The organism is Reyranella sp. GW821-FHT12G01 (assembly GCF_058806575.1).
In genome coordinates, this window is sequence record NZ_JBXAPV010000001.1 from 311,119 (window position 1) to 337,375 (window position 26,257).

Genomic DNA, 26,257 nt, shown 5'->3' on the forward strand with positions numbered 1-26,257 from the left:
TCATGTCGAACCATGGCCCGCCTCAAGGAATTCGATGAGGACCGCGCCCTCGATGCCGCCGTCGAGTGCTTCTGGAGTCGCGGCTACGAGGCCACCTCGGTGCGCGATCTTGCCCGCGAGATGGGGATCGGCGGCGCCAGCCTCTACAATGCCTACGGCGACAAGCGCGCCCTGTTCGAGCGGGTCCTCGAACGCTACGCCAATCGCTCGACACGCGAGCGTATCGCACGCCTCGAGGCCAGCCATCGGCCGCGCGAGGCGATCCGCGCCTTCCTGGCGGAGGTGATCGAGCGCTCGTTGAAGGATTCCGACTGCAAGGGCTGCCTGCTGGTGAACTCCGCGCTCGACGTGGCGCCGCACGATGCCGAACTCGGTCGCGTGGTCACCGGCTATCTGGAAGAAATCCGCGCCTTTTTCCGGCGCAATGTCGAGGCCGCGAACCGGGCCGGCGAGACGCCGCGCGGCACCGACGCCGAGGCGCTCTCGATCCACCTGCTGGGCGTGCTGATGGGCATGCGCGTGCTGGCGCGCACCGGGGCGCGCCGCAAGGTGCTGGAGGCCGTCGTGCAGCCGGCGCTCGACCTGCTGGGGAAACCTTCATGATCGACCATCTGAACGAGGCCGCGCTGAAGGCGCTGCCGGACGATGTTCCCGTGGTGATGCTGAACCTGATGCGTTTCCGCGAGCGTTCGCTCGACGGCAATGGCAGCGGCTGGGACGCCTACCTGCGCTACAGCGCGCTCACCATCACGCTCATCAAGGCACAGGGCGGCACCATCATCTGGACCGGCGATGCCGAGGCAGTGGCGCTGGGCGAGCCCGACCGGCACCGCTGGGATTACGTCGCGCTGGTGCGCTACCCCTCGCGCGCCGCCTTCCTCGCGATGATGAATTCACCGGAATACGCCGCCGCCAACATCGAGCGCGAGAACGGCTGCCTCGACCACGCCATCGTCGCCACGCGCGAGACCTATCGCAAATTCACATGAGGAGTTCGTCGCCATGGTGAAGCGTCTCAGCGACATGCCGGAAGTCGAAGCCAACCATCTCCGGCGCATCGAATGCCCGACCTATGACGACACGCCAGCCCTGCCTGGCAAGCCGCTCGCCCAGCGCCGCGTGGTGCTGATCTCGACGGCCGGGCTGCACAAGCGCGGCGACCGGCCGTTCCGCCCCGGCGACGGCAGCTACCGCGTCATTCCCGCCGAGACGCCGGCGCGCGACCTGGTGATGAGCCACATCTCGGTGAACTTCGACCGCACCGGCTTCCAGCAGGATCACAACGTGGCGTTCCCGATCGACCGGCTGCGCGAGCTGGTGGCCGAAGGCGTCGTGGGATCGATGGCGTCGGTTCACTACTCCTTCATGGGCGCCTTCCCGCCCGACGCGGCCGAGCCGCATGCCCAGCATCTCGCCGGCCTGCTGAAGCAGGATGGCGTCGACGCGGCCCTGCTCGTCCCTGTTTGACCCGCCTGCACGCGCGCCGTGGGCGCGCTGGGCCACTTCCTCGAGCGTCAGGGCATTCCCACCGCCGGCATCAGCTTGGTGCGTGAGCACACCGAAACCATCCGTCCGCCGCGCGCCCTCTGGGTGACGTTCGAGCTGGGCCGTCCGCTCGGCATTCCTGACGATCCGGACTTCCAGCGCCGCGTCCTGCGCGCCACGGCGGAGCTGCTGGAGCGGACCGACGGGCCGCTGATCGCGGATTATCCGGAGGATGTGGCCGAGGAGGCCGACTTCACCGGCTGGGCCTGCCCCATCAACCTGGCGCCGCAGGCGACCGACACGCTCGCCGCCGAGATCGACCGGCTCGCAACCTGGCACGACCAGGCCGTCGCGAAGACCGGCCGCACGACGACGGGCGTTTCCGGCCTCGACATGCCGGCGGCGGGTGCGCTGCTTTCAGAGGCTCTGACCGGCGGCTTGCCAGCCGCGCAGGCGCTCAAGGAAGCCATCGACGATCTCCGCGCCTACTACCTCGAGGCGGCGTCGGCCTTTCCCGATCCCGGCACGTCGAAGAAGCGCAAGGCCTGGCTTTGGGACGAAACGCTGTTCGGGAAGGCGCTGCTCGCCCTGCAGCCCAAGCTGGCCGCAAGCGAGGATCCTCAACACAAGATCCTCGCGAATCTGACGCTGATCCCCGCGACCGAGCGTCACCGGCTGGCGAAGCGCCCGGCCTAGAGAACCATCTGCGTCTGCGTCACCACGGCCACGAGCTTGCCCTCGGCGGTGGTGATGCGCGTCGTCCATACCATGGTGCGGCGGCCGCGATGGATCGGCGTGGTCTCGCCGATCACTGTGATACCGACCGGCGCCGGTCCCACGAAGTTGGTCTTGCTCTCGATGGTCGTCGTGCCCTTGCCCTCGGGCAGGTTGAGCACGGTGGCGGCGGCGCCGAGCGTATCGGCAAAGGCCATGATGGCGCCGCCGTGCAGGATGGCCGGTCGCGTGCAGAGCTCGGGGCGCACGACCATCTCGGCCTTCACCCCGGTCTCGCTCGCTTCCGTGAACCGGAGCCCCAGCACCTCGGCGAAGGGCAGCTTGATGTCGTTCAGGTGCTGGAGCTTGTCCATGATCGTTTCCTCTCGTCGTCTTCAGTTGGCGGTGCTGATCCGGCGCAGGCCGAGATACTCCAGGATCACGAAGTCGGCCACGATCAGCGCGACGACGACGATGCCCGCGATGCCGGCCGTGGTCCACGAGGCCGGCAGCGCCAGCACCAGCGCACTGGCCGCCACCCAGGCGATGTCGGCGGCGAAGATCGCGCGGGCGAGGCCGCGCGGCAGCTCGGGCCGCGAGGCGACCCAGGCGCACAGCGCGCCGAAGGCCACGACGCCCACGCCCAGCAGCTCGAACAGGATGGCGAGGTCGAGGCCGGCCACGGAGACCGGCTGGTGCGCGGCGAAGCGCGCGAAGGGCCCGGCGAAAGCCACCAGCACCGCGCCGGACAGCACGGAGAAGGCGGCGTTGCCCCACAGGGTGCGGCGGAGCAGGCGGTCGGATGAAGCGTTCATGTTCGTCCTCCTTTGGTTGCGGACGACGGTGAAATCGCATTCGCCCGCCCGTCCCTCAATTACGCAGGAGGTAATCGGCGGACCGGAGGGCCGGTGCTAGGTTTCTCGCCATGAGCACCATTCCCGCTTCCGCCTCCGCCTCGCCGGTCGACACGTTCGGCCCCATGCTGCGCGCCTGGCGCCGCCGCCGTGGCGCCAGCCAGCTCTCGCTGGCGCTGCAGTCCGGCGTCTCGCAACGCCATGTCAGCTTCCTCGAATCGGGCCGCGCGCGTCCCAGCCGCGAGATGGTGGTCCAGCTCTCGACCGCGCTCGACGTGCCGCTGCGCCAGCGCAACGAGATGCTGTTGGCGGCGGGCTTTGCGCCGGCCTATCGCGAGAGCAACCTCGCCGCGCCCGAGCTCACGCCGGTGCGCAAGGCGATCGATTTCATGCTGAAGCAGCAGGAGCCCTACCCCGCCGTCGTGATCGACCGGCTGTGGAACCTGCTGCAGGCCAACGAGGCAGCCAACGCCTTCACCGTGTTCCTGTTCGAGGGCATGCCGCCGCCCCCACCGCCGGGCAAGGGACCGAACCTGCTGCGCTGGATCCTCGACCCCAAGGCGCTGCGCTCGAAAATTTCGAACTGGGAGGAGGTCGCGCGCTATCTCGTGTCGACGACCTATGCCGAGATCCTGGCGGCCGGCGGCGAGCCCAAGGCGCTGGCCTTCATCGAGGAGATCATGGCCTATCCCGACGTGCCGGCCTCGTTCCGCAAGCTGCGCTTCGAGGAGCGGCCGGCGCCGATGCTGACGGTCGACTATCTGGTGAGCGGCAAGGCGCTGTCGGTGTTCACCACCATCGCCACGCTCGGCACGCCGCAGGACATCACCCTGCAGGAAGTCCGCGTCGAATGCTTCTTCCCCGCCGACGACCGCAGCGACGCGCTGTTCAAGAGCCTGGCGGCGAAGCGCTGATCGACATCGCGAAGGTCGCCGTCGCCTCGGGCGCGATCGCGACCATGCCGGGCTTTTTAGCAAATTCGCCGTCGAAACCTTCGGGACTGGCATAGCCCTGCCACGGCTCGATGCACACATAGCCGGCGCCGGGCTTGGTCCAGATGCCGAGATGGGGCATGCGCGGGAAGTCGACGCGGATCGCCTCGCCGTAGGTGACGCTGCGGCTTTCGAGACTGTCCCAGATCAGAGCGCCATCCGCGAACAGGTCGTCACTCAGATCGAGATGACGGTCGCGCACCGGCGTCGGGAATTGCGCGGCGCTTAAGAGCCCGTCGGCCGGCCGATGGATCGGTGCGGGCTCGTCTTTCTCGAAGACGATCCCGTGTGCAGCGCGCGGCTTGCCGTAGGGCAAGGGCCAGCGCAGCGCCGGATGGAAACCGAACGAGGCCGGCATCGTCTCGCCGCCGGTATTCGTGACCTCGGCCTCCATGTGCAGGGCCGCGTCCTCGATCCGATAGGTGACGTCGAGCCGGAACGCGAAGGGATAACGCTTCAGCGTCGCTTCGCTGGCTTCGAGACGCCAGGTGCACGAGGCCGCGTCGGACCGCACCAAAGTGAAGAGCGAGGTGCGGGCGAAGCCATGCTGGCCCATTTCGTAGGTCTTGCCTGCGACCTTAATGCGGTCGTCCTTGGCCCGGCCGACCATCGGAAACAGCAGCGGCGAGCGGCCGGTCCAGAAGGCGGGATCGCCGTCCCATAGAAGATCGGCACCGGTGCGATCCCGCAGGCGCACCAGTTCGGCGCCGGTGGCGGAGATTTCAGCGCGGAGCGCACCGGTGGAGATCGAGACTGTGGAGGCCATGGGCCATCCTACAGGAGATGCGCCTCGCGCACGGCATCGTCGATCAGCCGCTTGTAGCGGACCTGCGGCCGCCCGGCGCCGGCCCGCAGCAGCATGCGGCGCACCGGCGGCGTGGCGCCGACGATGTAGACCCGCACACCATGGCGCAGCGCCTTGCGGCCGAGGCCGGCGATCACGTTGGCCGCCGTAGAATCGACGAACGGCACGGCGCTGAAATCGATGATGAAGGCCTTGTGCTGGTCGGCGATGCGGTCGAGCACCGCGCCCACGGTCGAGGCCGTGCCGAAGAAGAAGGCGCCGGACAGGCGATAGACGAGGACCTGCGGATCGGTGACGAGATCGGCGGCGAACGGCGCGCGTGTCGCCTGCGTCTCGATGCCGGCCGCCGCGTTCATGCGCTGCAGGAACAACACGACGCCCAGCGCCACGCCCACCACGATGCCTTCAGTGAGGTCACGGAACACCGTGAGCCCGAAGGTGGAGAGCAGCACGACCGCGTCGCCGCGCGAGGAGCGCAGCAGGGTCATGAACTCGTGCTTCTCGGCCATGTTCCAGGCGACGACGGCCAGCACACCGGCCAGCGCCGCCAGCGGGATGTAGGCAGCCAACGGCGCGGCCAGCAGCATGAAGCCCAGCAGGAAGATCGAATGCAGCATGCCGGCGACCGGCCCGCGCGCGCCCGCGCGCACGTTGGTGGCGGTGCGCGCGATGGTGCCGGTGGCGCAGACGCCGCCGAACAGGGCCGCGCCGATATTGGCCACGCCCTGGGCCACCAGCTCGCAGTTCGAGCGATGGCGGCGTCCCGTCATGCCGTCGGCCACCACGGCCGAGAGCAGCGATTCGATGGCGCCCAGCAGCGCAAAGGCGAGCGCATCCGGCAGCACGGCCAGCATCTTCGCCGGCGACATGTCGGGCAGGCTGGGCGCGGGCAGCATCGAGGGGATGCCGCCGAAGCGGCTGCCGATCGTCTCGACCGGCAGGCCGAACGCGAAGGTCGCCAGCGAGGCCGCGACGACGGCGACCAGCATGCCGGGCCAATGCGGCTGCAGCTTCCGCAGGCCGAGTATGAGACCGACGGTGATCACCGCCAGCGCGACGGCCGCCATGTTCACGGTGCCGGCGGCACCTGCCAGCGTTTCGAGCTTGGCTGCGAACTCGCCCGGCTCCTTGCCCTCCAGCGTGAGGCCGAACAGATCCTTGATCTGGCTCGCAAAGATGATGACGGCGATGCCGGCCGTGAACCCCACCGTCACCGGATAGGGAATGAACTTGATGAAGGTGCCGAGCCGCAGCGCGCCCGCCATCACCAGGAAGACGCCGGCCATCAGGGTGGCCAGCAGCATGCCCTCGACGCCGTGACGCTCGACGGTCGCGGCGACCAGGACGATGAACGCACCGGCCGGCCCGCCGATCTGGAAGCGGCTGCCGCCCAGCGCCGAGATCAGGAAGCCGCCGACGATGGCCGTGAACAGCCCGCGCTCCGGCGTGGTGCCGGAGGCAATGGCGATGGCCATGGAGAGCGGCAGCGCCACGATCGCCACGGTGAGCCCCGCCACGACATCGGCCCGCAGGGCAGCCAGCCCATAGCCCTCGCGCAGCACCGAGACGAGCTTCGGCACGAAAGGTCCGTCGAAGCCGGTGGGTGCGCCAAGGGGCGAGGAAGGAATACCGAGCGACATTTCACTAAATATTTGTGTAATAATATTATCCGATAACGCGCTGACGCACAACCTTCGCAAAATCCGGACCGCGCCTTTCCCGCACCGAGGGCGGGAAAAAGATGCACGTTGTCTGACAACTTTGTCGCTTCACTCGCTACGCACATGCATAGTGCGTGCTGGGTCTCGGTCTCAGAACCAAAACAGGACCTTTGGAGAGGAAACGACATGAAACGCAGACTGCTGATGGGCGGCCTTGCCGCCTCGACTCTCGCCGCTCCGTTCATTGCGAACGCGCAGGCCCCGCTCACCCTGAACGGCGCCGTCCAGTTCAACGACGATCACGCCTTCAACAAGACGCTGCTCAAGTTCGAGGAGCTGGTGAAGAAGTATTACGGCAAGCCGATCAACTTCGTGCTTCACCGCAATTCCTCGCTCGGCCTCGAGAAGCAGTATTTCGAGTACATGGCGCAGGGCAAGGCGGTGGACTACGGCATCGTCTCGCCGGCCCACATGTCGACCTTCTCCAAGGCCGCGCCCTTCATCGACGCGCCGTTCCTGTTCAAGGACCTGGTGCAGTGGAACAAGGTGCTCGACGCCGATCTCCTGAAGCCGGTGGCCGACGAGATCGCACAGAAGGCCGACGTCATGCTGATCGGCTATGCCGGCGGCGGCGTGCGCAACATCTTCGTCAACAAGCCGGTGAGCAACCTCGCGGAGATCAAGGGCCTCAAGGTCCGCGTCCAGGGCGCGCCGATCTGGTCCAAGACCTTCGCGGCGGCCGGCATGTCGCCGACGGTCATCGCCTACAACGAGATCTACAACGCCATCCAGAACAACGTGATCTCGGCCGGCGAGAACGAGGCGGCCGGCGTCGAGACGATGAAGTTCTACGAGGTGGCGCCCAATCTCGCGATGACCGAGCACGCCATCACCATCCGGCCCGTCTGCTTCTCGTCCAAGACCTTCAAGTCCCTGCCCAAGGATTTGCAGGATGCGGTCGTGAAGGCCGGCAAGGAAGCGGGCGCCTATGGCCGCCAGGTCGAGAGCTCGGAGGACGAACAGAAGCTCGTCGCGCTCGAGAAGGCCGGCAAGCTGAAGCGGATCCCGTTCAAGGACCGCGCCGAGATGAAGAAGCTGGTCGACCCGGTGATGGCCGCCTACGCCAAGGAGATCGGCGCCGACGGCATCTTCACGCAAATCGTCGCCACCAACTGATGCCGGGCGTGCAGCGGGGCACGGGCTCCGCTGCACCCTTCGTTCCGGCGCCGTCCCAGAAACGTGCGCCGGCCGCTTTCCCCTGAATGGATTTCCGATGCCTCCCTCTGTCTCCGCGCCTCCGGGTCTCTGGCGCCGGTTCACGGCCGCCTACGCCCAGTTCCTGACCGGCCTCATGGCCTTCTCCGTCGCCGTCATCGTCATTCCCGTCACACTGCAGATGGTGTCGCGCTACACCAGCCTGATCCCGGCCTATATCTGGACCGAGGAGATGGCGCGCTTCCTGTTCATCTGGATGATCATGATCGGCGCCATGATCGGCGTGCGCGAAGCCTCGCACTTCGAGGTCGACGTGTGGCCGACCCTTCCAAGACGCGGCGAAGCGGCGGTCCGCATCGCCGCCCGCCTCGGCATCCTGGCCTTCGCCATCGTGTTCCTGGTGGGCGGCATCGAGTTCACGCGCTTCGCCTGGTATCGCACCTCCGAGCTGGCCGACCTGCCGCTCTGGATGATCCACATCGCCTGGCCCGCCGCCGCGGTGACCTGGATCGTCTTCCTGGGCGAGCAGTTCTACGACGAGTTCCGCATTCTTCTCGGAAGGAGCGCGGCATGACCGGCTCGCTCTTCTCCGCCGGCGAGGCGGCCTCGATCCTGTTCGGCTGCTTCTTCGTGCTGCTGGTGCTGCGCGTGCCGGTGGCCTTCGCGCTCGGCCTCGCCTGCCTGCCGCTCTTCTACTTGGAGCCGCGCCTCGGCACGATGATGCTCGCGCAGGAAACCTTCAACGCCTACAACTCCTTCATCCTGCTCGCCGTGCCGTTCTTCCTGCTGACGGCGAATCTGATGAGCGTGGGCGGCATCACCGACCGGCTGGTGGCGCTCTCGCGCGCCATCGTCGGCAGCTTCCCGGGCTCGCTGGCCCAGATCAACGTCGTGCTCTCGGTGTTCTTCGCCGGCATCTCCGGTTCCTCGACCGCCGATGCCGCCAGCCAGAGCAAGATCTTCATCGATGCCCAGACCAAGGAGGGTTACGACCTCTCCTTCTCGATCGCCATCACCGCGGTCTCCGCCGTGCTGGCCGTCATCATCCCGCCCTCCATCCTGATGATCGTGTGGGGCGGGCTGATCTCGACCTCGATCGGCGCGCTCTATCTCGCGGGCGTGGTCCCGGGCCTGCTGATCGCCGGTGCACAGATGGCCACGGTGCACGTCTATGCGGTGAAGCGCGGTTATCCGACCTATCCGCGCGGAACCTTCCGCCAGCTCCTCTGCTCGATCTGGGTGTCGATCCCGGCGCTGATGACGCCCGTCATCATCGTCGGCGGCATCCTGGCGGGCTGGTTCACCGCAACCGAATCGGCCTGCGTCGCGGTGCTCTACTCGGCCGTTCTGTCGATCGTGGTCTATCGCGAGATGGGCCCGAAAGAGCTCTACCGGGCGCTCGTCGACACCGGCAAGCTCGCCTCGGTGGCGCTGTTCTGCATCGGCACCGCCTCGGCCTTCGGCTGGCTGCTGGCCTACTACAAGATCCCGCAGGAACTGTTGGCCAACGTCACGACCTGGGGCATGGGCCCGATCGGCGTCGGCTTCTTCATCGCCTTCGTGTTCCTGGTGGTAGGCTGCTTCCTCGATGCCATCCCGGCGATCATCATCGTCGGCACGGTGCTGGAACCGCTCGCCAAGTCGGTCAGCATGGACCCGGTCCACTTCGCGATCGTCTCGATCGTGTCGCTGGCCTTCGGGCTCGTGACTCCGCCCTACGGGCTCTGCCTCATGATCTCCTGTGCCGTCGCGGGCGTTCCGCTGCGCTTTGCGCTGAAGGACACGATCATCATGCTGATCCCGATGATCGTGGTGCTGGCGGCGATGATCGTCTGGCCCGACATCGCCCTCTTCCTGCCGCGTCTCATCGCGCCGGAGCTGCTGAAGTAGGCGTTGAGGCCGGTGGGCGTGGGCCCACCGGTTCTCCTCACGGCATATTGCGCATGCGTTCCCAGGCGGCGGTGAAGTTCGGCGCCGTGTCGGGGCGGCAGGGCAGCGTGCGCTTGGGGTTCGGGTCTTCGATGAAGGCATCCCGCAGGCGGGCGGCACAGGCGTCCTGCACGACGACGCCATGGCCCTGCGCGCGGAAGACGACGCTGCGCGACGAGGAGAGTGTCTTGGCGGCCTCGCGCGCCCAGGCCGGCGGCGTCAGCCAATCGTAGCCGCCGCTCAGCAGCAGGGTCGGCACTTCGGACTTCACGGGCTGGCGTTCGGTGGCCGGCGCGGCGGTGACGCGCCAGACGGGACAGAAGGTCGGCGACTTGCTGGCCTTGGCGTTCAGCCCATAGACGCCGTTGGTCTCGATCGCCTTGCGCCGGGCATTGCGGTCGACCATCGGCCAGGTCTCACGGCATTCGATGCTGTTGTAGAGCCCGTCGAACTGCTGGGCGTTCTGCTCCATCAGCCCGCCATCGTTGGTCTCGAGATCCTCGGCGTAGAGCTTGAGCAGCCGCATGTCGCCCTTGCGTACCGCCGTCACCATCTCGGGGATCGAAGCGACCTCGCCCTCGCGCATCATGTTGAGCATCACCATCAGCACCTGGGTGCCGTCGAGCTTCACCGGATGCGGACCGTCCTCCAGCGTGATGGAAAGCTCGAGCGGCGTGCGCTCGGCGCTGTCGATCAGGCCCTCGACGGCGGCGCGCAGGTTGGGCTGACGCTCGCGGCACACCGCATCGTTGGCGCAATCCGTGTAGAGCTGCTCGAAGGCGCGGCGCACGATCTCGGGCTCGTTCTGCTCGCCGTTGACCTGGGGCGGATAGACCCCGTCGAGCACCGCCGCCCGCACCAGGTCGGGATGGCGGCGCATGACCTCGAGGGCCCAGCGGGTGCCGTAGGACACGCCGTAGATGTTGATCTTGCTTTGGCCCAGCGCCGCGGCGAGATCGGCCACGTCGTCGGCCAGGGCCGGCGTCGCATACATGGCGAGGTCGATCTTGCGCCGGTCGAGCCCGGCGCGGCAGCGCACCAGGATGTCCCGCTCCTGCTGTTCCGTTACGGCGCGGCGGCGGGCCTTGGCGGGATCGGACGTGCGCGTGTCGAAGCAGTCTAGATTGGGCGTCGAGCCGCCGGCGCCGCGCTGGCTCAGGATGACGACGTCGCGGCGGCGGCGGATGGCAGCCGTCTCGTTCCACCAGTCGCCCTCGCTCAGTGCATCTGCACCCGGCGCGGAGGCGACCAGCGGCGCATCGCCGGGACCGCCGGAAAGATAGATCAGCGGCTCGACGCCGGCGGTCCGCTTGGCCTTCAGGATCGCGACCTTGAGCTTGATCTCGCGGCCCTGCGGCTGTTCCCGGTTTTCCGGCACCGTCAGGACGAAGCATTCGACCCGATCGCCCTTGGGCGGCTTGAAGGCGCAGCGCTCCTTGTCGAGCCGCGGCGCGGCCATGGCGCTTCCTGCCAAAACCAGCAGAAAAGCTGCCAAGCCGCACAGGAACCGCAGTCGCGCCATGGATATGTTCTGCCACATTGGAGCTTGTGACGGCATGAAGTAATTCTATGGAAACCATGAGGCCGAACGTCTTGCCACGTCGGTCCCACCGCCTCAGGTTGCGACCATGACCCAACGCTCCTACTGGACCGCCGTCTGGTGCGGCTTCCTCGTCCTCACCATCGGTCTCGGCGTCCGCCAGAGCTTTGGTATCTTCCTGAAGCCGATCTCGGCCGAACTCCATGTCGGCCGCGAACTCTTCTCCTTCGGCACGGCGCTGTCGATGCTGCTGATGGGCGTCATCGCGCCCTTCTCCGGTCGCCTCGCCGACCGGTTCGGCTCCGCGCCGACCATCGCCGGCGGCGGTGCGGTCTATGTGCTGGGCATGATCGTGACCGCCACGATGCACAGCGGCTACATGCTGATCCTGGGCAACGTGCTGGTCGGCGTCGGCCTCTCGGCGGCGACCTTCGGGCCGGTGCTCGGCGTCATCCTGCGCGTCGCCCCGCCGGCCAAGCAGGCGCTGGCGGTGGGCATCTGTTCGGCCGGCGGCTCGTTCGGCCAGTTCTTCATCGTGCCGCTGGCCGCGGTGCTGCAGAACTATTTCGGCGACTGGCGCCCGACCATGTGGGCGCTGACCATCCTTGCCCTGCTGATCATGGTCCTGCCGATCGGCCTCAACGACCGCAAGGAAATCGCAGCCTCCAAGCGCGGCAGCGGCGGCAGCCAGACCACCGGCCAAGCGCTATCAGAGGCCTTCGCCCAGCGCAGCTACGTGCTGCTGGTGGTCGGCTACTTCGTCTGCGGCTTCCATGTCGCGTTCGTGGGCGGTCACCTGCCGGCCTACATCTCCGACAAGGGCATCGGCCTGTCGCTGTTCGGCATCAACCTCTCGCCGGCCGAGCTCGGCGGCTGGGCGATCGGCATGGTCGGTCTGTTCAACATTGCCGGCGCCATCCTGTGGAGCTCGATGGGCAACCGGTTCAAGCGCAAGAACCTGCTGTCGACGCTCTACCTGCTGCGCTCGCTGGTGTTCCTGGGCTTCGTGCTGGCGCCGCTGTCGGCCGCCTCGGTGCTGATCTTCGCCGCAGCCCTTGGCTTCCTGTGGCTGGGCACCGTGCCGCTCACCACTTCGCTGGTCGGCTACATCTTCGGGCCAGTGCACGTCACCATGCTGAACGGCTTCGTCTTCATGGGCCACCAGATCGGTAGCTTCTTCGGCGGCTGGGGCGGCGGACGCCTGTTCGACCTGCAGGGCAACTACGACATGATGTGGTGGATCTCCATCGTGCTCGGCCTCGTCTCGGCCGCGCTGCACTACCCGATCGTCGAGGAGCGGCTGGTCCGCCCGGCGGCGATCCCGCAGCCGGCATGACCGTCAGCTGGCGCCCCGTGCTGCTCTGGGGACTGGCCAGCTTCGTCGTGGCCGCGACGGTGGTGTCTTTCGTCCTGTGGGGCCTGAACGGCCCCGCCTATCTGGTGGACCTGATCGCGGCGTACTGCCTTTGATCAGGCCGTCGAAGACATCATTGGAGCGCGCAACTCCAGTTGCGCTCATGCGTCATTGAGCAAGATAAGAGCGCAACTGGAGTTGCGCGCTCCAATGAGAAAGCCCGCTTAAAGCACGAACTTCGAGAGATCCGCGTTCTTCGCCAGCTCGCTCACGTGCGCGCGGACATAAGCGGCGTCGATCTCCATCTTCGTGTTCGGCTTGTCGGACGCCGTGAAGCTGATCTCTTCCAGCAGCTTCTCCATCACCGTGTGCAGGCGACGCGCGCCGATGTTCTCGACCGTCTCGTTGATGTCGGCCGAGAGCCGCGCCAGCTCGTCGATCGCCTCGGGCTTGAACTCGAGCTCGACCTTCTCGGTCGCCAGCAGCGCCTTGTACTGCTTGACCAGGCTCGCCTCCGGCTCGGTCAGGATGCGGCGGAAATCGTCCTGGCTGAGCGAGGCCAGGCTGACACGGATCGGCAGGCGGCCCTGCAGCTCCGGCAGCATGTCCGACGGCTTGGCGAGATGGAACGCGCCGGAGCAGATGAACAGGACATGGTCGGTCTTCACCGGGCCATGTTTCGTGTTCACCGTCGTGCCCTCGATCAGCGGCAGCAGGTCGCGCTGCACGCCCTCGCGGCTCACGTCGCCACCGCCGCGATGCTCGCTGCGTGCGGTGATCTTGTCGATCTCGTCGATGAAGACGATGCCATTCTGCTCGACCATCTCGCGCGCCTCGCGCACCACCCGCTCCTGGTCGAGAAGCTTGTCGCTCTCCTCGCGCATCAGCGTCTGGTGGCTCTCGGCCACGGTCATCTTGCGCTTCTTGGTCCGCCCACCGAACGCCTTGCCCAGCATGTCGCCGAGATTGATCATGCCGACCGACGCGCCGGGCTGGCCCGGCACCTCGAACTGCATGGGCCCGCCGGTGTCGGCGACCTCGATCTCGATCTCGCGATCGTCGAGTTCGCCGGCCCGCAGCTTGTGGCGGAAGCGCAGCTTGGTCTCTTCGCTCGCATTGGCGCCGCACAGCGCCTCGACCACGCGCTCCTCGGCAGCGAGTTCGGCCTTGGCCTTCACGTCCTTGCGCAGGCTCTCGCGCGCCATCTCGATGGCGGCTTCCATCAGGTCGCGCGCGATCTGTTCGACGTCGCGGCCGACATAGCCGACCTCGGTGAACTTGGTGGCCTCGACCTTGAGGAACGGCGCGTTGGTTAGCTTGGCCAGGCGGCGCGCGATCTCGGTCTTGCCGACTCCGGTCGGGCCGATCATCAGGATGTTCTTGGGCAGCACCTCGTCGCGCAGCGAATCGGAGAGCTGCAGGCGGCGCCAGCGGTTGCGCAGCGCGATGGCGACGGCGCGCTTGGCCTCCTGCTGGCCGATGATGTGCTTGTCGAGTTCGGAGACGATCTCGCGCGGGGAAAAGTCGTTGCTCATGGGACTCATGGAACTGTCAGAGCTTCTCGAGGACGATGTTGTGGTTGGTGTAGACGCAGATGTCGCCGGCGATCTTCATCGACTTGCGCGCGATCGCCTCGGCATCGAGCCCGTCGACGTCGATCAGCGCACGCGCGGCGGAGAGCGCATAGTTGCCGCCTGAGCCGATCGCGATGATGCCGCCCTCGGGCTCCAGCACGTCGCCCGTTCCCGACAGCAGCAGCGACACGTCCTTGTCGGCCACCGCCATCATCGCCTCGAGCTTGCGCAGGTAGCGGTCGGTGCGCCAGTCCTTGGCGAGCTCGATCGCGGCGCGCAGGAGCTGGCCGGGATGGCGCTCCAGCTTGGCTTCCAGCCGTTCGAAGAGCGTGAAGGCATCGGCCGTGGCGCCCGCGAAGCCCGCGATGATCTGGCCGTTGCCGATCCGGCGGACCTTCTTGGCATTGCCCTTGACGATGGTCGGGCCCATCGAGACCTGGCCGTCGCCGGCCATGACGACCTGGTCGCCCTTGCGGACCGAGAGGATGGTCGTGGCATGCCAGCCGGGACCGGGGGAGTTGTCTGATTGTGCGGAAGACATGCGCCCTAAATAGGGATTCACAGCCACAAATCAATCGCCGCCTCGGGCTCCCGCAGGCGGCGTGCTAACCTCGCTCCATGAGCGAATCAGTCACGAGCGACCCCATCATCGTCATCGGTGCCGGAATCGTCGGTGCGGCCACCGCCCGCGCCCTGCAGCGCGCCGGCCACAAGGTCACGCTGCTGGACAGCGCGGAGCCCGGCAACGCGACCTCCTTCGGCAATGCGGGCTTCCTGTCGGTCGACAGCCTGATCCCGATGGCGCGGCCGGCGACCCTGAAGAAGGTGCCGCAGATGCTGATGGACCGGGACGGGCCGCTCACCGTCCATCCGCCCAGCCTGCCCTGGCTGCTGCCCTGGATGGCGCGCTTCGCCCTGGCTTCGATGAGCCAGAAGGAAGTCCAGAAGGGCAAGGAGATGTTCAAGCCGCTGATGCTGGAGGCCGACATCGCCTGGAAGGCCGAGATCCAGGCGTCGGGCCTCGGCGAGCTGTTCCGCACCCGCGGCGCGCTCTACGTCTATGAGAGCGAGGCGTCGTTCCAGGGCACCGACGAGATGCGCGGTGTGCAGGCGGGCAAGGGCACCGAGTTCGAGATCGTCGACGGCAACCGCGCGCGCGAGCTGGCGCCCGGCCTCAGCCGCACCATCGTGCGCGGCATCCACTATCCGAACGGCACGCACACGATCAATCCGCACAAGGTCGTCACGACCCTGGCCGAGCGTTTCACCGCCGAGGGCGGCACCGTGGTGCGCGGTCGCGTGCGCGGCTTCCGTCGCGACGGCAATCGCGTGACGGCGGTCCAGCTGACCGATTCCGAACTGCCCGCGAGCGCGGTGATGATCGCGGCCGGCCGCGCCTCGGGCGAGCTGACACGCCTGCTGGGCTTCAATGCGCCGCTGGTCGCCGAGCGCGGCTATCATGTGATGGTGGCGCCGGACAATGTGCAGTTCGATCTGCCGGTGAGCCCGCCCGATCGCGGCCTGTTCTTCACGCCGATGGCCGAGGGCCTGCGCATCGCCGGCACGGTCGAACTGGCGGCACCTCACCAGCCGCCCTCATGGCATCGCGCCGATCTCCTGAAGAAGCATCTCAAGGACATCTTCCCCGGCGTCGGCGGCGTCGAGCAGAGCCGCTGGATCGGCGAGCGGCCGACCTTGCCCGACTACCGTCCCGCGATCGGCCGCGCGCCGCGCCTGGCCAACGTCTATTGCGGCTACGGCCACCAGCATCTCGGCCTCACGCTCGCCACCGCCACCGGCCGGCTGATCGCGCGCCTGATGGAAGGCGAGCCACTGCCGAGCACGCTGCAGGCCTGCGACCCCGGCCGCTTCGGATGACCGGGCCGGCGACGCTGCACGGAAAATGCCTGTGCGGCGCCGTGCAATACGAGGTGAAGGATGCCTTCGCCTACGCGCTCAACTGCCATTGCTCGAACTGCCGGCGCGCCACGGGCTCGGCGTTCAAGCCGTTTGCCGGCATCGAGCGCTCAGAGTTGACGGTGACGACCGGCAATGACCGCCTGCTGATCTATGGGTCGCCGGAAAACCACGACGCGCACTGCGCCCGTTGCGGCTCGATGCTTTATTCGCTGGTGCGCGATGCCGCCTGGGTGCACGTCACCTTGGGCACCTTGGTCGACCCGCCCTCGATCCGTCCCAGCGCCCATATCTTCGTCGGCTCGAAAGTGGCGTGGTTCACGATTACGGACGACCTGCCGCAATATGAGGGGCATGTGATCTAGACGTTGTACGGTTCTCCGTCGTCCTGAGCGGAGCCGACCGCAGGGCGGCGCAGTCGAAGGACCTCTTTTCCGACGCACGGTCTGCGGAAACGAAAAGAGGTCCTTCGACTACGCTGCGCTCCGCTCAGGACGACGGAAGGTTCAAAACGTCTTGCCCAGCACCGTGACCGGCTTGGCGGTCTTCAGCCGCTCCTCGACGAAGGCCCAGTCGCGCACGAAGAACTCGTTGGAGCGCGTCCACTTGCCGTCGGAGAAGGCGAGCTTGTTGGGTTCGCGCTGCAGGATGCGCGTGAAGGGATCGTAGAAGGCGCGCTCGAAGCCCAGGTCCGCGAAGAGCTTGTTCGACCAGGCCGATGTTGCCTCGAGGGCCACGACCTTGAGGCTGGGCTTCTTCAGCACCTCGATCGAACCTTCGAGGACCTGGTCCTCGTACTTCTCGACGTCGAGCTTCAGGAAGGCCGGTTGGGCATCACCCACGACATGGTCGAGCGTCTTCTGCGGCACGATGCGCACGCCCTCGCGCCGTTCCGTCACGACCTGGTTCATCGCGCCGAGGCCGGTCGTGAACATCACCTCGCCATCGCTGGGGCCCAGGGCGAGAATTTCGATCTTCACCAGGTCCTGCAGCGCGTTGATCTCGACGTTGCGGGCGAGATCGCGCGCAGTGTCGGCATCGGCCTCGACAGCGAGCGTGTGGGCGCGACAGACACCGGAAGCCAGCACCGTATAGGTGCCGACATTGGCGCCGGCATCGAGGAACAGGTCGCCCTCGCGCAGGAAATGGAGCGCGAGGCCCATGCTCATGAATTCGTGCAGGCCGAAATAGAGATTGCCGGTCGCGCCGGTCATGCCGCGGCGCACGACCAGCCGCTGGCCGCCGATCCAGGGCGCGACGACTTCCGGGCTGAGACGGCTCCTGAGATGCCAGGCCGCGAAGCGGGCCCAGGCGCCGAGCTGACCGTCCCGGGTCATCGGATGGGCGGCGAACGTGCGGCCGACCGTCAGCAGTGAATTCATTGCGCCCAGAATGGCGACCTTCCCTGTGTTTTGGCGGCCAAAGTGTACTGGCCCCGGCGAGGATCAGCCACCGATCAGGTGCCGTACTGCAGCAGCGTCTCACCGTTCTTCTTGAGCCAGGCCTGCGGCCCCTCGATCGGGCCATCGCACAGCGTCCGCGCCAGCGCCCAGAAGCGCGGCCCGTGGTTCAGGTGAACGAGATGCGCGGCCTCATGTGCGGCAAGATAGTCGAGCACCTCGGGCGGCGCGAACACCAGCCGCCACGAGAAGGAGAGCGCGGCATCGGGGCCGCAGCTTCCCCAGCGCGAGCGCGTGTCGCGCACGGTAATGCGCCGAACGGCCCGCTCCGCGCGCGCCGCCTTGGCATGGACCAGCGGCACCAGCCGCTCGCGCAGCTCGGCGGTCAGCCAGTCCTTCAGCCGGCGCGGCAGATGTTCCAGCCGGCCCGCGACATGGATCTCGCCGTTCTCGCACCAGACCGTGCCACGGACGCCGGGATGATGGCGCACCCTGTGCGGCACGCCGAACAGCGGGATCTCCGCGCCGTCGACGAAGGGCCGTCGTTCGGGCAGGCGATCGAGCCGCGCGGCGATCCAGCCGGCTTGCGCCTCGGCAAAACCCACCGCCGTGCCGCGCGCCATGCGCAGGGGCGCCGTCAGCACGATACGCCGGTTGGCCGGATCGACGCGCAGCGAGGCACGACGCGCGCGTGCGTTGCGGACGAAGGTGACGGGCAGCGTATCCCCGGCATGAGCAATGGTCAGTTGCTCAGGCTCCGGCGCCGCTTTAGGCAGGAAACGACTGAACCAGGAGGAAGACGGCATGTCGGAAGAGCAGGCTCACAAGACTCTCAGCGATGCGGGACGAAAGGTCCTGTCGGAGATTCTGGGCGAATCCTATCTCGCCAAGCGCGACGCAACCAACAACGATTTCTGGGGCCCCTGCCGCGCCTTCTCCGAGGAGTTCGCCTACGCCTCGCTGTGGACGCGCGACGGGCTCGACCGCAAGCAGCGCAGCATGATCACCATCGCCATGCTGTGTGCGCTGAACCGCCCGCACGAACTCAGGATCCATCTCGTGGGCGCGCTGAACAACGGCTGCACCAAGGTCGAGCTGCGCGAGATCTTCACCCATGCCATCGCCTATTGCGGCTTCCCGGCCGCCCTCGATTCGCTGCGCGTCGCCGAGGAAGTGCTGAAGGAACAGGGGAAGTTCTGAGATGACCACCGCCCAGCTCGACATCGACCGCATCCGCGCCGAGACGCCGGGCTGCGCGCACGTGCTGCATCTCAATGCCGCCGGATCGTCGCTGCCCAGCCGCCGCACTCTCGACGCGACGCTCGACCATCTGCGGCTGGAAGCCGAGATCGGCGGCTACGAGGCGGCCGACCGGGCGCGGCCGGTGCTCGACGGCTTCTACCCCTCGATCGCCAAGCTGATCGGCGCCGAGGCCGGCGAGATCGCCTTCGTCGAGAACGCCACGCGCGCCTGGGACCTCGCCTTCTACTCGCTCGACTTCAAGCCGGGCGACCGCATCCTGACCTGTGTCAGCGAGTATTCGTCGAACTACATCTCCTACCTGCAGATGGCGAAGAAGACCGGCGCCGAGATCGTCGTCATTCCCGACGACAGGCACGGCCAGATCGACATCGCCGCCCTCGAACGCGCCATCGACAAGCGCACGAAGCTGGTGTCGATCTCGCACATCCCGACCCAGGGCGGGCTGGTGCAGCCGGCCGAGGCGGTGGGCAAGATCGTGAACGATGCCGGCATCCTCTACCTGCTCGATGCCTGCCAGTCGGTCGGCATGATGCCGATCGACGTGAAGAAAATCGGCTGCGACTTCCTCTCGGCCACCGGCCGCAAGTACATGCGCGGGCCGCGCGGCACGGGCTTCCTCTATGCCCGCGAGCGCAGCACCTCGCGGATCGAGCCGATCTTCCTCGACAACCATGCCGCCCGCTGGACCGGCGACAACGAATACACGGTGATCGGCGACGCCAAGCGCTTCGAGAACTGGGAGCGCTATTTCGCCGGGGTGATCGGCCTCAAGGAAGCGGCCGACCAGTCGAACGAGCTTGGCATGCCGGCCATCTGGGCGCGCCTGCGCGAGTTGGCCGACGGCCTACGCGCGCGTCTCGCGACGCTGAAGGGCGTGACGCTCACCGATCTCGGCGTCACCAAGGGCGCGATCGTGACCTTCGCCGTGGACGGCAAGGATCATCCGGCGCTGAAGCAGACCTTGCGCGAGCAGCGCATCAACGTCTCGGTCTCGACGCAGTTCTCGTCGCGACTGGATCTCAAGGGCCGCGGCCTGCGCGACGTGATGCGGGCCTCGGTGCACGTCTACAATACCGAGGCCGAGCTTGACCGTTTCGTGACGGCGCTCGACGCTGCGATCCGCCGCTAGCGTGGCATGGGGCTTGCTGCCGACCGGCTGCTGATCGAGCCGGTCGTTCCGAGGGGGAGAATATGATTATCCGTCGTTCATGGTCGGTGGCGGCCCTTGCCGCCGTGGCGCTGCTGGGCGCGACACAGGTGCAGGCGCAATCGATCCTCAAGGTGGCGCCCGAGACGCTGAGCCGCGTGCTCGATCCGCATTTCACCACGTCGTTCACGACGCGCGACCTGGGCTACCTGATCTACGACACGCTGTTCGCCGTCGACGACAAGTTCGAGCCCAAGCCGCAGATGGTCGAGAGCTACACGATCAGCAACGACAAGCTCACCTACTCGTTCGTGCTGCGGCCGGGCCTCAAGTGGCATGACGGGCAGCCGGTGACGGCGGCCGACTGCGTCGCCTCGATCCAGCGCTGGGCCTCGCGCGACAGCATGGGCCAGACGCTGGCCAAGTTCACCGCCTCGCTCGAAGCGACCAACCCCACCACGATCAAGCTGGTGCTGAAGGAGCCCTACGGGTTGGTGCTCGACAGCCTCGCCAAGATCGGCGCGCCGGTGCCGTTCATGATGCCGGAGAGGATCGCCAAGACGCCGGGCAGCGAGCAGGTGAAGGAGATCATCGGCTCCGGCCCCTACAAGTTCCGCGCCGACCTGCATGAGCCCGGCGTGAAGATCGTTTTGGACAAGTTCGCCGACTACAAGCCGCGCAGCGAGCCGCCTATCTGGGCCTCGGGCGCCAAGATCGCCAAGATGGATCGCGTCGAGATGCTGGGCATGCCCGACGCGCAGACGCAGGTGAGCGCGCTGATCCGCGGCGAGGTCGACTACCTCGAGCGCGTGCCGGCCGATCTCCTTCCGCTGTTCGATGCGAAGTCCGGCGCCAAGGCCGAAGTGGTGAGCAAGTTCGGCTTCCAGGCGATCATGCGCATGAACCACCTGCAGCCGCCGTTCGACAACATCAAGGTGCGGCAGGCGATCGCCCGTGCGGTCGACCGGTCGATGTACGCCGCCGTCGTCGCGGGCGATCCGAAGTTCGCCACCGACTGCGCCGCGATCTTCGGCTGCGGCATGCCCTACGAGAGCAAGGACGGCATCCCCTCCTTCGATATGGCCGCCGCCAAGGCGATGCTGAAGGACGCCAATGTCGACATGTCCAAGCCGCTGGTGATGCTGCACGTCGCCAACGCGCCGGGCATCGCCGCACTGGGCAACGTCACGCGCCAGGTGCTGGTCGATCTCGGCTTCAAGGTCGACATGGTGTCGATGGACTTCCAGACCTTCGCCACGCGCCGCCTCAACACCGGGCCCGTCGCACAAGGCGGCTGGAACCTCGCCCACACAACGAACTCCGTGCCCGACCAGGGCAACCCGCTCAGCAACCCGTTCTTGGTCGCCTCCGGCCCGCCGGCGGCCGCCTGGGGCTGGCCGACCGATCCCAAGACCGAGGAGCTGCGGCTCAAGTTCGCCACCGCCCCCGGCGAGGCGACGCGGAAAACCATCGCCAACGAGATCCAGGCCCGCGCCTACGAGCAGGTGCTGTACCTGCCGCTGGCGCAGTTCACGACGCCCTCGGCCTGGCGCAACAATCTCGAAGGCGTGCTGAAGTCGCCGGTGATGCTGCTCTACAACATCGAGAAGAAGTAAGGAGCGCCGCCATGGCGAAGGCCGTTGCCGACGAATACCTGCGGCGCATTCCCAAGGCCGAGCTGCATTGCCATCTCGCCGGCACCCTGCGCGCCACGACCGTGGCCGAGCTTGCGAAGAAGTACGGCCTGCCATTGCCACGGCCGGCGGAGCAGCTCTACCAGTGGCCCAACTTCGACGGGTTCCTCGAAATCCTGCGCCTCGCCGCGCTGGTGCTGCGCACGCCGGAGGATTTCAGCCGCGCGGTCTACGAATATTGCGAAGACGCCAGGCGTGACGGCAACCTGCGGCACGTCGAGTTCTTCTTCAATCCCGACTACTTCTACCCCAACGGCATCGACTATCCGTCGATGGTGGGCGGCATGGCCGACGGCGTCGAGCGCGTGGCCCGCGACTTCGGCATCTCGGCGCGTCTGATCTGCTGCATCGACCGCTCGATCAATTCACCCGCCCAGGCCGTCGAGATCGTCGAGACCGCGCTGGCCCATCGCCATGAGCTGGTGATCGGCATCGGCCTCGACGGCAACGAAAGCGTCGGCCCGCCCGCCACCTTCGCCGAGGCCTATGCGCTCGCGCGCAAGGGCGGGCTGCGCTGCACGGCGCATTGCTGCGAGGATTACCTGACGCCGCTGGAAGCGCCGCCGACCAACTACCTGATCTGCCGTGACGTGCTGCGCTGCGACCGCATCGACCACGGCTACAACATGCTGGCCTCGGACTTCGTGATGAGCGAGGCGCGCAAGGACGGGCTCTATTTCACGCCCTGCGCCTGGACCAGCCTTTTGCACAATCGCCCGCATCGGCCGCAGCGCATCCGGCGCATGGTCGAGGCCGGCCTGAACGTCACGATCAACACCGACGATCCCGCGATGTTCGGCACCAATCTCGGCCACGGCTTCATGACCCTGTTCGACACGATCGGCTGGGGCCCCGACAAGGCGCGTATGTTCAGCCTGAACTCGGTCGAAGGCTCGTGGCTCGACGAGAGCGACAAGGCGAAACTGCGCATCGACTTCCGCCGCCAGATCGCCGCGCTCGATAAGGAGTTCGACTACGAGAACAAGGCGCTGCCGGTCTGATGTCTACGCTTTGAAGTGCCCTCTCCGCGCGCGCCAGCGTGGGGAGAGGGAGGGGACCCGCGCGAAGCGTGGGGAGGGTGAGGTGTCCCTCAACCAATTCGCCGCATCGTATCTGGCACCACCTCACCTTCCCATTGCTGCGCAATGGGCCCCTTCCTCTCCCCCACTTCGTGGCGGAGAGGAGCCATGAGATCGGGGCGAAGGCGAGACTACTCCGCAGCCACATCGAGCCCGATCGGACAGGACACGCCCGTGCCGCCGAGGCCGCAATAGCCGCCGGGGTTCTTGGCGAGATATTGCTGGTGATAGTCCTCGGCATAGAAGAACGCCGGAGCCTCGACGATCTCGGTCGTGATCCGGCCGTAGCCCCTCTTGTCGAGCTCCTTCTGGAACACCGCGCGCGAGGCTTGGGCCTGCGTCTTCTGCGCGGCCGAGAAGGCGTAGATGCCCGAGCGATACTGCGTGCCGACATCGTTGCCCTGGCGCATGCCCTGAGTCGGGTCGTGGCTCTCCCAGAACAGGCGCAGCAGCGCCTCGTACGAGGTCTTCGCCGGATCGAACCAGACCGACACCACCTCGTTGTGGCCGGTGTAGCCCGAGCAGACCTCCTCGTAGGTCGGGTTGGGCGTCAGGCCCGCCGCATAGCCGACCGCGGTGGCGTAGATGCCCGGCGCTTCCCAGAACACGCGCTCGGCGCCCCAGAAGCAGCCGAGGCCGAACATCGCCTGTTCGAGGCCGGCCGGGAATGGCGGCTGGATGAGGGTGCCGTTGACGTAATGCATCACGGGAATCTCGAAGTCCGGCGACGGGCGGCCCGGCAGGGCCCGGTCGGCGGTCGGCAACTCGGTCTTCTTGCGCAGAATTCGCCACATGGCGCGGCTCCTCTTGCTTTCGCGTGCTGGTCCTCTGCCAATATGGCCATACAATACCGGCAAATCGAGAGGCCGAAGCGTAACGGCCACAGCGCAGGGAGAGGTCGTCGATGCCCGTATTCTACGTGTGTGCCGGGCTGCTCGGCCTTCTGGCCGTCGCGCTCACGGCAAACATCGGACTGTTGCGCGGCCGCAAGCGGATCAGCCTGGGTGATGGCGGCGATGCCGAACTGCAGTCGGCGGTGCGCGCGCACGGCAACCTGGTGGAGTTCGCGCCGATCACCCTGCTGATGATCTACATGGCCAGCGACTTCTACGGCTTCCGTACCGTGGCGATCCTGTCGGTGGTGTTGCTGGTCGGCCGCCTCCTGCACGCCGGCGGCATGCTGGGCCTGGTTCCGAAGGGCCGCATGTTGGGGGCAATGGCCACCACCGCGACGCTGGGCGTCGCCTCGATCATGCTCGCGATCGCGGGCCTCGGCCTCAAGCAGTACTGACGGAAGGCCTGCAGGAACGGTCATGGGCGAGCCGGTCACCGTTCCGCTCTGGCTGTTCGTCGCGATCGCGGCCTTCGCGCTGTGGTCGCTGCTCGACCGGCTGCTGATCCCGAGCGGCCGCTGGTTCCTGCGGCGCCGGCTCAACCGGCTGATCGACAGGGTCAATCGCGGCCTCTCCGTCGAGATCAAGCCATTCCAGCTCACCAAGCGGCAGGTCCTGATCGACCGGCTGATCTACGACCCGCAGGTGGTCGCCGCCGCCAACGAGCATGCGCGCACCCACAACGTACCGCGCGAGGTCGCGATGACCGAGGTCCATCGCTACGCGCGCGAGATCGTGCCGACCTTCAACGCCTACATCTATTTCCGTGTCGGCTATTCGATCGCCCGCGCCGTCGCGCGTTTCCTCTACCGCGTGCGCCTGGGCTACGCCGACGAACGGACGCTAGCCGGCGTGTCGCCCGACACCACGGTGGTGTTCGTGATGAACCACCGCAGCAACATGGATTACGTGCTGGTGGCCTTCCTCGCCGCCGAACGCACGGCATTGTCCTACGCCGTCGGTGAATGGGCACGGATCTGGCCGCTGCAGCAGCTCATCCGGTCGATGGGCGCCTATTTCGTGCGGCGCAACTCAGACAGCCCGATCTACCGCCGCGTCCTCGAACGCTACGTCCACATGGCGACCGAGGCGGGCGTGGCGCAAGCGATGTATCCCGAAGGCGGGCTGTCGCGCGACGGCCGGCTGCGCGAGCCCAAGCTCGGCCTGTTCGACTACATGCTGAAATCGTTCGATCCCACGGCCGCGCACGACATCGTCTTCGTGCCGGTGGCGCTGAACTACGATCGCGTGCTGGAGGACCGCACCCTGCTGCGCTCGCTCGACCGCGAGGCCGGACGGCGCAGCGTCTGGTTCGCCGCCCGCACCGCGCTTTCCTTCTGGGCGAGTCAGATCGGGCTGATGTTGCGCGGACAATGGTTCCGCTTCGGTTATGCCTGCGTGAATTTCGGCGGCCTGATCTCGGCGCGCGACTGGCTGGCCAGGAACGGCGGACCGGGCGGCGGCGATCTCCGCACGCTCGACAAGGACCAGCGCTTCGAGGTGATCGGTCGGCTGGCGAACGATGTGATGGGCGAGATCGCCCCCCTCGTGCCCGTCCTGCCGGTCTCGCTGATGGCGACCGTCCTGCTCGACGCCGAGGGACCGCTCGACGAGCTGGAGCTCAAGGTCCGGGCCTCCGCACTGATCGCGCATCTCGAGGGTCGCGGCGCCAAGCTCTATTTGCCGCGCGGCGATCGTGATTACGCCTTCCATGTCGGCCTGCGCATGCTGTCGCTGCGCCATCTCGTCGAGGAAAGCAGCGATGGGCTTTTTTCGGTCGTGGCATCCGAGCGGCCGATTCTCGCGTATTATGCCAACGCCATCGCTCACCTGCGTTGAACATGATCACCACGCTCTGGCGTATCGCCTTCGAGGCCGGTTACGGCTACTTCGCGAACCGGCTCTCCACGTCAGCCGCGGCGATGGCGTTCTATACGATGTTCGCGCTGGGCCCGATCATGATCTTCACCATCGCCATCGCCGAGCCGTTCGTCGGCCGGATGATGGCGCAGGAAGCGATCTTCGACGCGCTGGGCACGCTGGTGGCGCAGGACCAGTTGCGCACCATCCGCCGCTTCGCCTCGGAGGACCTGTTCCGCGGCGGCGGTATCGCGGCCATCGCGGGCGCCGCGGTGCTGCTCTATACGGGCACGCGCGTCTTCGTCGAACTGGACGACGGCATCGACGCGATCTGGCGGGATCATAAGAGCCCGACCGTTCATCCGGTGCTGGCCAGCCTGAAGTCGCGGATGCTCGCGATCCTGCTGATGATCGTGCTGGGCGTGCTGCTGATCGTCGTCATCCTGGCCAGCGTGCTGATCTCGGCCTATGCGGGCGTGCTCGAAGCCTTTCCCGTCCTCGGTGTCTGGATCGGCCCGGCGATCTCGACCTCGGTACATTACGGCCTGCTCTCGGGCTTCTTCACCCTGATCTACAAATGGCTGCCGACGGGCGGCGTGCCGTGGCGCTACGCGCTGATCGGCGGCGCCGTGAATGCGCTGCTGTTCGCGGCCGGCAACCGCGCGCTGGTGTTCTACTTCGAGGTGACGCAGCTCACCTCGGCGTTCGGCGCCACCGCGGGCTTCGCCGCCATCATGGTGTGGATGTACTGGACCTCGCTCACCATCCTGATCGGCGCCCAGGTCGGCCGCGCGACACGCGACGTGCTGATCGACAATCGAGCACGGGAAATGGTCGAGGGGGATCTTTAAAGTGAGATCAATCCGTTACTAGAAGAAGTT

Annotated in this window: 29 protein-coding genes; 19 read left to right on the plus strand and 10 right to left on the minus strand. The window is 66.9% G+C overall.

From position 1 onward, the window contains the following. The first annotated feature begins 12 nt into the window (after positions 1 to 12). The 4 genes from AC1RP5_RS01470 to AC1RP5_RS01485 are packed head-to-tail and all read left to right on the plus strand — an operon-like array spanning position 13 to position 2,181. Entirely contained in the window at positions 13 to 603 is a 591-nt protein-coding gene (locus AC1RP5_RS01470; protein WP_493108785.1) for a TetR/AcrR family transcriptional regulator, read from the plus strand. Beyond that, positions 600 to 989, plus strand: a complete 390-nt coding sequence (locus tag AC1RP5_RS01475) for a DUF1330 domain-containing protein (protein ID WP_493108786.1) — start codon at positions 600 to 602, stop codon at positions 987 to 989. The genes AC1RP5_RS01470 and AC1RP5_RS01475 overlap by 4 nt, the downstream gene beginning before the upstream one ends. Before the next feature lie 13 nt (positions 990 to 1,002). Then, positions 1,003 to 1,467, plus strand: coding sequence for a glycine/sarcosine/betaine reductase selenoprotein B family protein (locus tag AC1RP5_RS01480; protein ID WP_493108787.1), 465 nt, complete (start codon positions 1,003 to 1,005; stop codon positions 1,465 to 1,467). Positions 1,468 to 1,485: 18 nt separating this feature from the next. Beyond that, complete coding sequence (locus AC1RP5_RS01485) at positions 1,486 to 2,181, plus strand: hypothetical protein (protein ID WP_493108788.1); 696 nt, start codon at positions 1,486 to 1,488, stop codon at positions 2,179 to 2,181. On the opposite strand, the gene AC1RP5_RS01490 is transcribed toward AC1RP5_RS01485, so the two are convergent. Together AC1RP5_RS01490 and AC1RP5_RS01495 are read right to left on the minus strand one after the other, a co-directional pair. Continuing rightward, positions 2,178 to 2,573 (minus strand): PaaI family thioesterase, encoded by a 396-nt coding sequence (locus tag AC1RP5_RS01490; protein WP_493108789.1) that lies wholly within the window; start codon positions 2,571 to 2,573, stop codon positions 2,178 to 2,180. The genes AC1RP5_RS01485 and AC1RP5_RS01490 overlap by 4 nt on opposite strands. A gap of 21 nt (positions 2,574 to 2,594) precedes the next feature. Next, positions 2,595 to 3,014, minus strand: a complete 420-nt coding sequence (locus AC1RP5_RS01495; protein WP_493108790.1) for a hypothetical protein — start codon at positions 3,012 to 3,014, stop codon at positions 2,595 to 2,597. Positions 3,015 to 3,124: 110 nt separating this feature from the next. Between AC1RP5_RS01495 and AC1RP5_RS01500 the strand changes: the two genes are divergently transcribed. Next, entirely contained in the window at positions 3,125 to 3,967 is an 843-nt protein-coding gene (locus tag AC1RP5_RS01500; protein ID WP_493108791.1) for a helix-turn-helix domain-containing protein, read from the plus strand. Here AC1RP5_RS01500 and AC1RP5_RS01505 read toward each other — a convergent pair. Continuing rightward, positions 3,942 to 4,811, minus strand: a complete 870-nt coding sequence (locus tag AC1RP5_RS01505; protein WP_493108792.1) for an aldose 1-epimerase family protein — start codon at positions 4,809 to 4,811, stop codon at positions 3,942 to 3,944. The genes AC1RP5_RS01500 and AC1RP5_RS01505 overlap by 26 nt on opposite strands. A gap of 8 nt (positions 4,812 to 4,819) precedes the next feature. Then, on the minus strand, positions 4,820 to 6,490 hold the full coding sequence (locus AC1RP5_RS01510) for a SulP family inorganic anion transporter (protein WP_493108793.1): 1,671 nt from the start codon (positions 6,488 to 6,490) through the stop codon (positions 4,820 to 4,822). 207 nt (positions 6,491 to 6,697) lie between these two features. Between AC1RP5_RS01510 and AC1RP5_RS01515 the strand changes: the two genes are divergently transcribed. The 3 genes from AC1RP5_RS01515 (at position 6,698) to AC1RP5_RS01525 (ending at position 9,616) form a co-directional block, all read left to right on the plus strand. After that, positions 6,698 to 7,687 carry a TRAP transporter substrate-binding protein gene (locus tag AC1RP5_RS01515; protein WP_493108794.1) on the plus strand — a complete coding sequence of 330 codons (990 nt, stop codon included), beginning with the start codon at positions 6,698 to 6,700 and terminating at the stop codon, positions 7,685 to 7,687. 97 nt (positions 7,688 to 7,784) lie between these two features. Beyond that, on the plus strand, positions 7,785 to 8,300 hold the full coding sequence (locus AC1RP5_RS01520; protein ID WP_493108795.1) for a TRAP transporter small permease: 516 nt from the start codon (positions 7,785 to 7,787) through the stop codon (positions 8,298 to 8,300). Then, on the plus strand, positions 8,297 to 9,616 hold the full coding sequence (locus AC1RP5_RS01525; protein ID WP_493108796.1) for a TRAP transporter large permease: 1,320 nt from the start codon (positions 8,297 to 8,299) through the stop codon (positions 9,614 to 9,616). The genes AC1RP5_RS01520 and AC1RP5_RS01525 overlap by 4 nt, the downstream gene beginning before the upstream one ends. 37 nt (positions 9,617 to 9,653) lie before the next feature. Here the strand turns inward: AC1RP5_RS01525 and AC1RP5_RS01530 are convergent, their stop codons facing one another. Further along, positions 9,654 to 11,114: an alpha/beta fold hydrolase gene (locus tag AC1RP5_RS01530; protein ID WP_493108797.1), complete on the minus strand. Its 1,461-nt coding sequence runs from the start codon at positions 11,112 to 11,114 to the stop codon at positions 9,654 to 9,656. Between the two features lie 169 nt (positions 11,115 to 11,283). Between AC1RP5_RS01530 and AC1RP5_RS01535 the strand changes: the two genes are divergently transcribed. Together AC1RP5_RS01535 and AC1RP5_RS01540 are read left to right on the plus strand one after the other, a co-directional pair. Beyond that, positions 11,284 to 12,531 (plus strand): MFS transporter, encoded by a 1,248-nt coding sequence (locus AC1RP5_RS01535; protein WP_493108798.1) that lies wholly within the window; start codon positions 11,284 to 11,286, stop codon positions 12,529 to 12,531. Continuing rightward, on the plus strand, positions 12,528 to 12,665 hold the full coding sequence (locus AC1RP5_RS01540) for a hypothetical protein (RefSeq protein ID WP_493108799.1): 138 nt from the start codon (positions 12,528 to 12,530) through the stop codon (positions 12,663 to 12,665). Before AC1RP5_RS01535 ends, AC1RP5_RS01540 begins: the two co-directional genes overlap by 4 nt. Positions 12,666 to 12,773: 108 nt before the next feature. Here the strand turns inward: AC1RP5_RS01540 and hslU are convergent, their stop codons facing one another. Both hslU and hslV read right to left on the minus strand, forming a co-directional pair. Then, positions 12,774 to 14,093 carry an ATP-dependent protease ATPase subunit HslU gene (gene hslU, locus AC1RP5_RS01545; protein WP_493108800.1) on the minus strand — a complete coding sequence of 440 codons (1,320 nt, stop codon included), beginning with the start codon at positions 14,091 to 14,093 and terminating at the stop codon, positions 12,774 to 12,776. A 7-nt stretch (positions 14,094 to 14,100) separates the two neighbouring features. Next, a complete protein-coding gene (gene hslV, locus AC1RP5_RS01550; protein WP_493108801.1) occupies positions 14,101 to 14,664 on the minus strand; it encodes an ATP-dependent protease subunit HslV in 564 nt (187 codons plus the stop codon). A 77-nt stretch (positions 14,665 to 14,741) separates the two neighbouring features. Here hslV and AC1RP5_RS01555 point away from each other — a divergent pair, with 77 nt between their 5' ends. After that, positions 14,742 to 16,001 carry an NAD(P)/FAD-dependent oxidoreductase gene (locus tag AC1RP5_RS01555; protein ID WP_493108802.1) on the plus strand — a complete coding sequence of 420 codons (1,260 nt, stop codon included), beginning with the start codon at positions 14,742 to 14,744 and terminating at the stop codon, positions 15,999 to 16,001. Beyond that, on the plus strand, positions 15,998 to 16,405 hold the full coding sequence (locus tag AC1RP5_RS01560; protein WP_493108803.1) for a GFA family protein: 408 nt from the start codon (positions 15,998 to 16,000) through the stop codon (positions 16,403 to 16,405). Before AC1RP5_RS01555 ends, AC1RP5_RS01560 begins: the two co-directional genes overlap by 4 nt. A gap of 141 nt (positions 16,406 to 16,546) precedes the next feature. On the opposite strand, the gene AC1RP5_RS01565 is transcribed toward AC1RP5_RS01560, so the two are convergent. After that, on the minus strand, positions 16,547 to 17,422 hold the full coding sequence (locus AC1RP5_RS01565; protein WP_493108804.1) for an FkbM family methyltransferase: 876 nt from the start codon (positions 17,420 to 17,422) through the stop codon (positions 16,547 to 16,549). 74 nt (positions 17,423 to 17,496) lie between these two features. After that, positions 17,497 to 18,246: a M48 family metallopeptidase gene (locus AC1RP5_RS01570; RefSeq protein WP_493108805.1), complete on the minus strand. Its 750-nt coding sequence runs from the start codon at positions 18,244 to 18,246 to the stop codon at positions 17,497 to 17,499. Between AC1RP5_RS01570 and AC1RP5_RS01575 the strand changes: the two genes are divergently transcribed. The 4 genes from AC1RP5_RS01575 to add all read left to right on the plus strand — a co-directional run bounded on the left by AC1RP5_RS01575 (position 18,245) and on the right by add (position 22,545). Continuing rightward, complete coding sequence (locus AC1RP5_RS01575) at positions 18,245 to 18,640, plus strand: carboxymuconolactone decarboxylase family protein (protein ID WP_493108806.1); 396 nt, start codon at positions 18,245 to 18,247, stop codon at positions 18,638 to 18,640. The genes AC1RP5_RS01570 and AC1RP5_RS01575 overlap by 2 nt on opposite strands. Position 18,641: 1 nt before the next feature. After that, positions 18,642 to 19,832, plus strand: a complete 1,191-nt coding sequence (locus AC1RP5_RS01580) for an aminotransferase class V-fold PLP-dependent enzyme (protein WP_493108807.1) — start codon at positions 18,642 to 18,644, stop codon at positions 19,830 to 19,832. 62 nt (positions 19,833 to 19,894) lie between these two features. Further along, a complete protein-coding gene (locus AC1RP5_RS01585; RefSeq protein ID WP_493108808.1) occupies positions 19,895 to 21,466 on the plus strand; it encodes an ABC transporter substrate-binding protein in 1,572 nt (523 codons plus the stop codon). 11 nt (positions 21,467 to 21,477) lie between these two features. Then, complete coding sequence (add, locus tag AC1RP5_RS01590) at positions 21,478 to 22,545, plus strand: adenosine deaminase (RefSeq protein WP_493108809.1); 1,068 nt, start codon at positions 21,478 to 21,480, stop codon at positions 22,543 to 22,545. Positions 22,546 to 22,754: 209 nt separating this feature from the next. Here the strand turns inward: add and msrA are convergent, their stop codons facing one another. Further along, positions 22,755 to 23,417, minus strand: coding sequence for a peptide-methionine (S)-S-oxide reductase MsrA (gene msrA / locus AC1RP5_RS01595; RefSeq protein WP_493108810.1), 663 nt, complete (start codon positions 23,415 to 23,417; stop codon positions 22,755 to 22,757). A 110-nt stretch (positions 23,418 to 23,527) separates the two neighbouring features. Between msrA and AC1RP5_RS01600 the strand changes: the two genes are divergently transcribed. From AC1RP5_RS01600 to AC1RP5_RS01610, 3 genes are read left to right on the plus strand one after another with little or no spacing between them, the layout of a single operon-like run. Then, positions 23,528 to 23,914, plus strand: a complete 387-nt coding sequence (locus AC1RP5_RS01600) for an MAPEG family protein (protein ID WP_493108811.1) — start codon at positions 23,528 to 23,530, stop codon at positions 23,912 to 23,914. A 22-nt stretch (positions 23,915 to 23,936) separates the two neighbouring features. After that, positions 23,937 to 25,355: a 1-acyl-sn-glycerol-3-phosphate acyltransferase gene (locus tag AC1RP5_RS01605; RefSeq protein WP_493108812.1), complete on the plus strand. Its 1,419-nt coding sequence runs from the start codon at positions 23,937 to 23,939 to the stop codon at positions 25,353 to 25,355. Between the two features lie 2 nt (positions 25,356 to 25,357). Then, complete coding sequence (locus AC1RP5_RS01610; protein ID WP_493108813.1) at positions 25,358 to 26,227, plus strand: YihY/virulence factor BrkB family protein; 870 nt, start codon at positions 25,358 to 25,360, stop codon at positions 26,225 to 26,227. Positions 26,228 to 26,257: the final 30 nt, after the last annotated feature.

Excerpts from the sequence above, each read along its gene's own strand:
- AC1RP5_RS01585 (WP_493108808.1), top strand. The coding sequence starts at position 19,895 with ATGATTATCCGTCGTTCATGGTCGGTGGCGGCCCTTGCCGCCGTGGCG.
- AC1RP5_RS01580 (WP_493108807.1), top strand. The coding sequence starts at position 18,642 with ATGACCACCGCCCAGCTCGACATCGACCGCATCCGCGCCGAGACGCCG.
- AC1RP5_RS01555 (WP_493108802.1), top strand. The coding sequence starts at position 14,742 with ATGAGCGAATCAGTCACGAGCGACCCCATCATCGTCATCGGTGCCGGA.
- msrA (WP_493108810.1), bottom strand. The coding sequence starts at position 23,417 with ATGTGGCGAATTCTGCGCAAGAAGACCGAGTTGCCGACCGCCGACCGG.
- AC1RP5_RS01540 (WP_493108799.1), top strand. The coding sequence starts at position 12,528 with ATGACCGTCAGCTGGCGCCCCGTGCTGCTCTGGGGACTGGCCAGCTTC.
- hslV (WP_493108801.1), bottom strand. The coding sequence starts at position 14,664 with ATGTCTTCCGCACAATCAGACAACTCCCCCGGTCCCGGCTGGCATGCC.
- AC1RP5_RS01510 (WP_493108793.1), bottom strand. The coding sequence starts at position 6,490 with ATGTCGCTCGGTATTCCTTCCTCGCCCCTTGGCGCACCCACCGGCTTC.
- add (WP_493108809.1), top strand. The coding sequence starts at position 21,478 with ATGGCGAAGGCCGTTGCCGACGAATACCTGCGGCGCATTCCCAAGGCC.
- hslU (WP_493108800.1), bottom strand. The coding sequence starts at position 14,093 with ATGAGTCCCATGAGCAACGACTTTTCCCCGCGCGAGATCGTCTCCGAA.
- AC1RP5_RS01495 (WP_493108790.1), bottom strand. The coding sequence starts at position 3,014 with ATGAACGCTTCATCCGACCGCCTGCTCCGCCGCACCCTGTGGGGCAAC.
- AC1RP5_RS01515 (WP_493108794.1), top strand. The coding sequence starts at position 6,698 with ATGAAACGCAGACTGCTGATGGGCGGCCTTGCCGCCTCGACTCTCGCC.
- AC1RP5_RS01535 (WP_493108798.1), top strand. The coding sequence starts at position 11,284 with ATGACCCAACGCTCCTACTGGACCGCCGTCTGGTGCGGCTTCCTCGTC.
- AC1RP5_RS01480 (WP_493108787.1), top strand. The coding sequence starts at position 1,003 with ATGGTGAAGCGTCTCAGCGACATGCCGGAAGTCGAAGCCAACCATCTC.
- AC1RP5_RS01505 (WP_493108792.1), bottom strand. The coding sequence starts at position 4,811 with ATGGCCTCCACAGTCTCGATCTCCACCGGTGCGCTCCGCGCTGAAATC.
- AC1RP5_RS01475 (WP_493108786.1), top strand. The coding sequence starts at position 600 with ATGATCGACCATCTGAACGAGGCCGCGCTGAAGGCGCTGCCGGACGAT.
- AC1RP5_RS01520 (WP_493108795.1), top strand. The coding sequence starts at position 7,785 with ATGCCTCCCTCTGTCTCCGCGCCTCCGGGTCTCTGGCGCCGGTTCACG.
- AC1RP5_RS01490 (WP_493108789.1), bottom strand. The coding sequence starts at position 2,573 with ATGGACAAGCTCCAGCACCTGAACGACATCAAGCTGCCCTTCGCCGAG.
- AC1RP5_RS01605 (WP_493108812.1), top strand. The coding sequence starts at position 23,937 with ATGGGCGAGCCGGTCACCGTTCCGCTCTGGCTGTTCGTCGCGATCGCG.
- AC1RP5_RS01610 (WP_493108813.1), top strand. The coding sequence starts at position 25,358 with ATGATCACCACGCTCTGGCGTATCGCCTTCGAGGCCGGTTACGGCTAC.
- AC1RP5_RS01570 (WP_493108805.1), bottom strand. The coding sequence starts at position 18,246 with ATGCCGTCTTCCTCCTGGTTCAGTCGTTTCCTGCCTAAAGCGGCGCCG.
- AC1RP5_RS01470 (WP_493108785.1), top strand. The coding sequence starts at position 13 with ATGGCCCGCCTCAAGGAATTCGATGAGGACCGCGCCCTCGATGCCGCC.
- AC1RP5_RS01600 (WP_493108811.1), top strand. The coding sequence starts at position 23,528 with ATGCCCGTATTCTACGTGTGTGCCGGGCTGCTCGGCCTTCTGGCCGTC.
- AC1RP5_RS01530 (WP_493108797.1), bottom strand. The coding sequence starts at position 11,114 with ATGGCCGCGCCGCGGCTCGACAAGGAGCGCTGCGCCTTCAAGCCGCCC.
- AC1RP5_RS01525 (WP_493108796.1), top strand. The coding sequence starts at position 8,297 with ATGACCGGCTCGCTCTTCTCCGCCGGCGAGGCGGCCTCGATCCTGTTC.
- AC1RP5_RS01575 (WP_493108806.1), top strand. The coding sequence starts at position 18,245 with ATGTCGGAAGAGCAGGCTCACAAGACTCTCAGCGATGCGGGACGAAAG.
- AC1RP5_RS01565 (WP_493108804.1), bottom strand. The coding sequence starts at position 17,422 with ATGAATTCACTGCTGACGGTCGGCCGCACGTTCGCCGCCCATCCGATG.
- AC1RP5_RS01560 (WP_493108803.1), top strand. The coding sequence starts at position 15,998 with ATGACCGGGCCGGCGACGCTGCACGGAAAATGCCTGTGCGGCGCCGTG.
- AC1RP5_RS01500 (WP_493108791.1), top strand. The coding sequence starts at position 3,125 with ATGAGCACCATTCCCGCTTCCGCCTCCGCCTCGCCGGTCGACACGTTC.